Origin of the sequence: uncultured Stenotrophomonas sp. (assembly GCF_963519925.1) — a bacterium.
GTDB classification, from domain to species: Bacteria; Pseudomonadota; Gammaproteobacteria; order Xanthomonadales; family Xanthomonadaceae; genus Stenotrophomonas; species Stenotrophomonas maltophilia_AE.
In genome coordinates, this window is record NZ_CAUQPH010000188.1 from 1 (window position 1) to 5,553 (window position 5,553).

8 protein-coding genes are annotated in these 5,553 nt (G+C 65.7%); 1 reads left to right on the forward strand and 7 read right to left on the reverse strand.

Annotated elements, in window-relative coordinates:
* Nucleotides 1-115 precede the first annotated feature (115 nt).
* The 6 genes from RWO33_RS18820 to RWO33_RS18845 form a co-directional block, all read right to left on the reverse strand.
* The gene (locus RWO33_RS18820) at nt 116-364 is read right to left on the reverse strand and encodes a succinate dehydrogenase assembly factor 2 (protein WP_314106802.1); all 249 of its coding nucleotides are present in this window, start codon (nt 362-364) and stop codon (nt 116-118) included.
* Nucleotides 365-501: 137 nt separating this feature from the next.
* Nucleotides 502-1,287, reverse strand: coding sequence for a succinate dehydrogenase iron-sulfur subunit (locus tag RWO33_RS18825; protein ID WP_145477960.1), 786 nt, complete (start codon nt 1,285-1,287; stop codon nt 502-504).
* A 69-nt stretch (nt 1,288-1,356) separates the two neighbouring features.
* Nucleotides 1,357-3,147, reverse strand: a complete 1,791-nt coding sequence (gene sdhA, locus RWO33_RS18830; RefSeq protein ID WP_145477961.1) for a succinate dehydrogenase flavoprotein subunit — start codon at nt 3,145-3,147, stop codon at nt 1,357-1,359.
* Nucleotides 3,148-3,178: 31 nt separating this feature from the next.
* Nucleotides 3,179-3,565 carry a succinate dehydrogenase, hydrophobic membrane anchor protein gene (gene sdhD / locus RWO33_RS18835; RefSeq protein ID WP_314106804.1) on the reverse strand — a complete coding sequence of 129 codons (387 nt, stop codon included), beginning with the start codon at nt 3,563-3,565 and terminating at the stop codon, nt 3,179-3,181.
* A complete protein-coding gene (sdhC, locus tag RWO33_RS18840) occupies nt 3,562-3,954 on the reverse strand; it encodes a succinate dehydrogenase, cytochrome b556 subunit (protein ID WP_145477963.1) in 393 nt (130 codons plus the stop codon). The genes sdhD and sdhC overlap by 4 nt, the downstream gene beginning before the upstream one ends.
* Before the next feature lie 56 nt (nt 3,955-4,010).
* Nucleotides 4,011-4,184, reverse strand: a complete 174-nt coding sequence (locus RWO33_RS18845) for a DUF1674 domain-containing protein (RefSeq protein WP_145477964.1) — start codon at nt 4,182-4,184, stop codon at nt 4,011-4,013.
* 39 nt (nt 4,185-4,223) lie between these two features.
* On the opposite strand from RWO33_RS18845, the gene RWO33_RS18850 reads away from it, so the two are divergent.
* Nucleotides 4,224-5,087 (forward strand): folate-binding protein, encoded by an 864-nt coding sequence (locus RWO33_RS18850; RefSeq protein WP_314106809.1) that lies wholly within the window; start codon nt 4,224-4,226, stop codon nt 5,085-5,087.
* 186 nt (nt 5,088-5,273) lie between these two features.
* On the opposite strand, the gene RWO33_RS18855 is transcribed toward RWO33_RS18850, so the two are convergent.
* The coding region (locus tag RWO33_RS18855; protein WP_314106810.1) for a TOBE domain-containing protein at nt 5,274-5,553 on the reverse strand (280 nt) is incomplete at its 5' end.

A 5,553-nucleotide genomic window follows, 5' to 3' on the forward strand; every position in this document is an offset into this window, starting at 1 on the left:
CAGCAGGCCCAGCGGCCACCGGGCCGGCGCGGGCAGCGCGCTGGCAAACGCCACCCACGGCATCAGCGCGGCGAACAGCAGGTGCGCGGCAAGCTGCCAGCGCGAGGGGCGCCACTCAAGCCGGCAGGGCGCGGATCCGGGCGATGAGATCGCGGAGCTGGGCATCGGGGCATTCCTCGTAACCCATGAACCAGCGCCACAACTTATCGTCTTCGCAGTCGAGCAGGCGCAGGAAAACCTCGCGCTCGTCGGTAGGCGCAGTGGGCCATTGGCGGTCGAGATAACGCTCGAACAACTGATCCAGCTCGCGCATGCCGCGGCGGCAGCGCCAGCGGAGCTTCTTGAGGAGGGTGGCTTCGTCCATTTCGGGTTCCCACATATGGCAAAGCCACGCAGGGCGTGGCTCTACGGTTCCAACAGTTTCCGCCTGGGACACGCATGGGGTGTCCCTACGCGGGTCAATCCACCGTAGTGACACGCCATGCGTGTCACTGCCCTTCATCAGGCGCGGCGCGCCATCATCAGCTTCTTGATCTCGGCGATCGCAAGCGCCGGGTTCAGTCCCTTCGGGCAGGTGCGGGCGCAGTTCATGATGGTGTGGCAGCGGTACAGCTTGAACGGGTCTTCCAGGTCATCCAGGCGCGCACCGGTGTCTTCATCGCGCGAGTCGATGATCCAGCGGTAGGCCTGCAGCAGGATCGCCGGGCCCAGGTAACGCTCGCCATTCCACCAGTAGCTCGGGCAGCTGGTCGAGCAGCACGCGCACAGGATGCACTCGTACAGCCCGTCGAGCTTCTTGCGGTCGTCCGGCGACTGCAGGCGTTCGCGGTCCGGCGGCGCCGGGGTCTGGGTGCGGATCCACGGCTTGATCGACGCGTACTGGGCGTAGAAATGGGTCAGGTCCGGCACCAGGTCCTTGATCACGCTCATGTGCGGCAGCGGATAGATCGGCACTTCGGCCTTGCCGCAGTCGGCAATGGCGCGGGTGCAGGCCAGCGTGTTGGTGCCGTCGATGTTCATCGCGCACGAACCGCAGATGCCTTCGCGGCACGAGCGGCGGAAGGTCAACGTCGGGTCGATCTCGTTCTTGATCTTGATCAGCGCGTCCAGGACCATCGGGCCGCAGGCGTCCAGGTCGATCTCGTACGTATCGGTGCGCGGATTGCTGTCGTCGTCGGGACTCCAGCGGTAGACCTTGAAGGTGCGCAGGTTCTTGCCACCGCTCTTGGCGGGGAAGTGCTTGCCCTTCGTGATCTTGGAATTCTTTGGCAGGGAAAACTCGGCCATGGCTGCTCTCGTTGGCTCAGGCGGCCCGCGCCCTCAAGGCGCGGATTGCATGGTAGGCGGGGGTCGCGATCAGTACACGCGCGGCTTCGGCGGCACCACGGCAACCTCGTCGGTCAGCGTGTACATGTGCACCGGACGGTAATCGAAGCTGCACTTGCCCTTGTCGTCGACGCTGACCAGGGTGTGCTTGTGCCAGTTGACGTCGTCGCGATCCGGATAATCCTCGTGCGCGTGCGCACCACGGCTTTCCTTGCGCTGTTCGGCCGAGTTGATCGTCGCCACCGCGTTCAGCAGCAGGTTGTTCAGCTCGTAGGTTTCGATCAGGTCCGAGTTCCACACCAGCGAACGGTCGCTGACCTTCACGTCCTGGAACGAATCGAACACCTGCGCCATCTTCGCGCAGCCTTCCTTCAGCGTTTCGCTGGTACGGAACACCGCGGCGTCGGCCTGCATGGTGCGCTGCATGTTGTCGCGGATGACCGAGGTCGGGGTATCGCCGTCGGCGTAACGCAGCTTGTCCAGCAGGCCCAGGGCCTTGTCGCAGGCGTCGGCGGCCAGCGGCTTGTGCGATGCACCCGGCTTGATCGTCTCGGCGCAACGGTTGGCCACCGCACGGCCGAACACCACCAGGTCGAGCAGCGAGTTGGAGCCCAGGCGGTTGGCACCGTGCACCGACACGCAGGCGGCTTCGCCGATCGCGTACAGGCCCGGGACCACGGCGTCGTTGTTGTCGCCGACCTTGCGCACCACTTCACCGTGGAAGTTGGTCGGGATGCCGCCCATGTTGTAGTGCACGGTCGGGATGACCGGGATCGGCTGCTTGTGCACGTCGACGCCGGCGAAGATACGGGCGCTTTCGGCGATACCCGGCAGCTTCTCGTCGATCACGCCCGGGCCGAGGTGGGTCAGGTCGAGCAGGATGTGGTCCTTGTGCTCGCCGACGCCGCGGCCTTCGCGGATCTCGATGGTCATCGAACGGGCCACCACGTCGCGCGAGGCCAGGTCCTTGTAATGCGGTGCGTAGCGCTCCATGAAGCGCTCGCCGTTGCTGTTGCGCAGGATGCCGCCTTCACCGCGGACACCCTCGGTGATCAGGCAGCCGGCGCCATAGATGCCGGTCGGGTGGAACTGCACGAACTCCATGTCCTGCATGGCGATGCCGGCGCGCATGGCCAGGCCGCCACCGTCGCCGGTGCAGGTGTGCGCCGAGGTGGCGCTGAAGTAGGCACGGCCGTAGCCGCCGGTGGCCAGCACCACGCCCTGGGCGCGGAACAGGTGCAGCGAGCCGTCGGACATGTCCAGCGCGAGCACGCCGCGGCAGGCACCTTCATCATCGAAGATCAGGTCCAGCGCGAAGTACTCGATCATGAAGCGCGCATCGTGCTTCAGCGACTGCTGGTACAGGGTGTGCAGCATGGCGTGGCCGGTGCGGTCGGCCGCCGCGCAGGTACGCTGTGCCGCCGGGCCTTCGCCATACTTGGTGGTCATGCCACCGAACGGGCGCTGGTAGATCTTGCCCTCTTCGGTGCGGCTGAACGGCACGCCGTAGTGTTCCAGCTCGATGATGGCCGGAATGGCCTCGCGGCACATGTACTCGATGGCGTCCTGGTCGCCCAGCCAGTCCGAGCCCTTGATGGTGTCGTAGAAGTGGTAGCGCCAGTCGTCTTCGCCCATGTTGCCGAGCGCGGCGGAGATGCCGCCCTGCGCGGCGACGGTGTGCGAACGGGTCGGGAAGACCTTGGTCAGGCAGACCGTCTGCAGGCCCTTGGCGGCAAGGCCGAAGGTGGCGCGCAGACCGGCACCGCCGGCGCCCACCACGACCATGTCGTACTTGTGTTCGGTAATCTTGTAAGCGGACATCTACTCTGGATTCCTGTCTTGGTGCCTGGACTCAGGCAACGCCGAGCGCAATGCGGGCGACCGCAAAAACACTGACGATCGCGCCGAGCACGGCGATGAACTTCACCGTGGTCTGCAGCGCCAGGGCCAGCAGCGAGTTGTGGATATAGTCTTCCAGCACGACCTGCAGGCCGATCTGGGCGTGCCAGAACATGGCCACCAGGAAGCCGACCAGCAGGATGGCGTTCCAGGGCTTGGAGACGGCATCGGCGGCGGTCAGGTAATCGGCGTTGAGCAGGCCCAGCACGAAGACCAGGAACCAGATCGTCAGCGGCACCAGCGCAGTGGCGGTCAGGCGCTGCAGCACGAAGTGCTCGGTGCCGGTCTTGGCGGCGCCCAGGCCGCGCACGTTCTTCAGCGGGGTACGGAACTTGTTCATGCGGCGGCTCCGAGGAAGACGTAGGCCCACACCAGCGCGGTGATCACCAGGCTGGCGATGACCGACATCCAGCTGCTGCGCACGAAGGCCGGGATGCTGAAGCCGATCGCGAAGTCCTGCACGATGTGGCGGATGCCGTTGCACAGGTGGTAGGCGAACGACCACGTCCATGCGAACAGGAAGAGCTTGCCGTACCAGCTGCCGGCGTGGCCGGTGAAGCAGTTCCAGGATTCAGGACCCATCATCAGGGCGAGCAGGCCGCCAGCAATGATCAGGGCTCCAACAGACAGAAAGATGCCGGTGGCTCGATGCAGGATCGAGGTGGCCATCTGGATCTGCCAGCGATACACCTGGAGGTGCGGGGAAAGGGGACGTTCTCTGGCGGCCATTCGCTGGGCTCGTTGTCTCGGCTGGGCGGCACAATGCCGCGTTGGCTCAATGCTGATCAGAAATCGATGCAGCGTCCGTTTTTCTCCCAGTCTCCATACCGCACCGGATCAAGTCCGCCGCGGCCGCCGATTTCCACAGGCACCTCCGGCGTCGGGACGAGCGTCTGCTCCTCCGGCACCAGCGGGGCTTCAGGTTCGGAATCTGGAGTGGGGGTTGTTTGGCCTATCATGGGTGGTCTCGCAACGCACAAATTTTAGACCCCGTTCACGTGCCTGACAACCTGCCCATGGATTTCATCGGTTTTCCGCGCCTTTCCGGTCACGCGCTGCTCAGTCTGCGTGGCACCGAAGCGGTGCTGTTCGCCCACGCCCAGTTCTCCAGCGATGTCACCGCCCTGCCCCTGCGGCACTGGCAGTGGAGCGCCTGGTTGAGCGCCAAGGGCCGCACCCTGTCTGTGTTTCAGCTGTTGAAGGTGGACGCCGAGCACGTAATGCTGGTGCTTGCGGATGGCGACGCCGATGCGATTGCGTCGCAGTTGCAGCGTTTCGTGTTCCGTCGCAAGGTGAAGATCGAGGTGCGCAACGACCTTGTCGCCGCCGGCAGCTTCACCTCACCGGAAGCGGCCAGCGAGGCGGCGATTGCGCAGCACGGCGAGGTGATGGAGCTGGACCTGGGCAGCGACGCCCTGCCCCGCACCCTGAAGATCGGCCCGATGCCGGCCGATGCGGGCATGCCTGATCCTGCCTTCGAACTGGCCTGGCGCCAGTCCGACCTGCGCTATGGGCTGCCGCGCCTGGACCCGGACCAGCGCGAGCAGTGGACCCCACAGCAGCTGGGGTTGGACCGGTTGAACGGGTACAGCGTGAAGAAGGGCTGCTACCCCGGCCAGGAAATCGTGGCGCGCACGCATTTCCTGGGCAAGGCCAAGCGGGCGTTGCAGCTGTTGCGGTCGGCCGAAGGCGTTGCAGGCGGGGCCAGGGTGCAGCTGGACGGTACCGACACCGGCACGGTCGCCAGCGTGGCCGGCGACCTGGCGTTGGCGGTGCTGCCGTTGGAAATGCCCGAAGGCGCCTTGAGCATCAACGGCGTTGAAGCCCACCCGGTCCCGTTGCTGGACGGCCTGGCCCGGTGAGAGAGCGGGTCACGACCAACGGTCGTGACCTACCTCTGGTGTTTCGGCGGGTCACGACCAACGGTCGTGACCTACCTCTGGTGTTTCGGCGAGTCACGACCAACGGTCGTGACCTACCTCTGGTGTCTCGTTCCACCCGTTCCGGCGGTTTGCCGGTAGGTCACGACCGTTGGTCGTGACCGGGCCTCACGCGTCCCGGTTCAACCGTTCGCCGCTGTCCGCATCGAAGAAATGCAGCCCCTGCGGCTGGATCGCGACGCGGATCGTGTCGCCCACCGCCGGCAATGCCTGCGGCGCCACGCGCATCACCAGCGCCTGGTTACCGTGGGTCATGTTGACGAAAATCTCGTTGCCCACCGGCTCGATCCCGTCGATCACCGCCTCGAACGCGGTCGCATCGCCCGCCGCCGCCGGCTGCAGGTGTTCCGGGCGCACGCCGACCGCCAGGGTCCGCCCGATCCAGGCC

Coding starts and splice junctions, on each gene's coding strand:
- RWO33_RS18825 (WP_145477960.1), bottom strand. CDS start 1,287: ATGGCCGAGTTTTCCCTGCCAAAGAATTCCAAGATCACGAAGGGCAAG.
- RWO33_RS18820 (WP_314106802.1), bottom strand. CDS start 364: ATGGACGAAGCCACCCTCCTCAAGAAGCTCCGCTGGCGCTGCCGCCGC.
- sdhC (WP_145477963.1), bottom strand. CDS start 3,954: ATGGCCGCCAGAGAACGTCCCCTTTCCCCGCACCTCCAGGTGTATCGC.
- sdhA (WP_145477961.1), bottom strand. CDS start 3,147: ATGTCCGCTTACAAGATTACCGAACACAAGTACGACATGGTCGTGGTG.
- RWO33_RS18845 (WP_145477964.1), bottom strand. CDS start 4,184: ATGATAGGCCAAACAACCCCCACTCCAGATTCCGAACCTGAAGCCCCG.
- sdhD (WP_314106804.1), bottom strand. CDS start 3,565: ATGAACAAGTTCCGTACCCCGCTGAAGAACGTGCGCGGCCTGGGCGCC.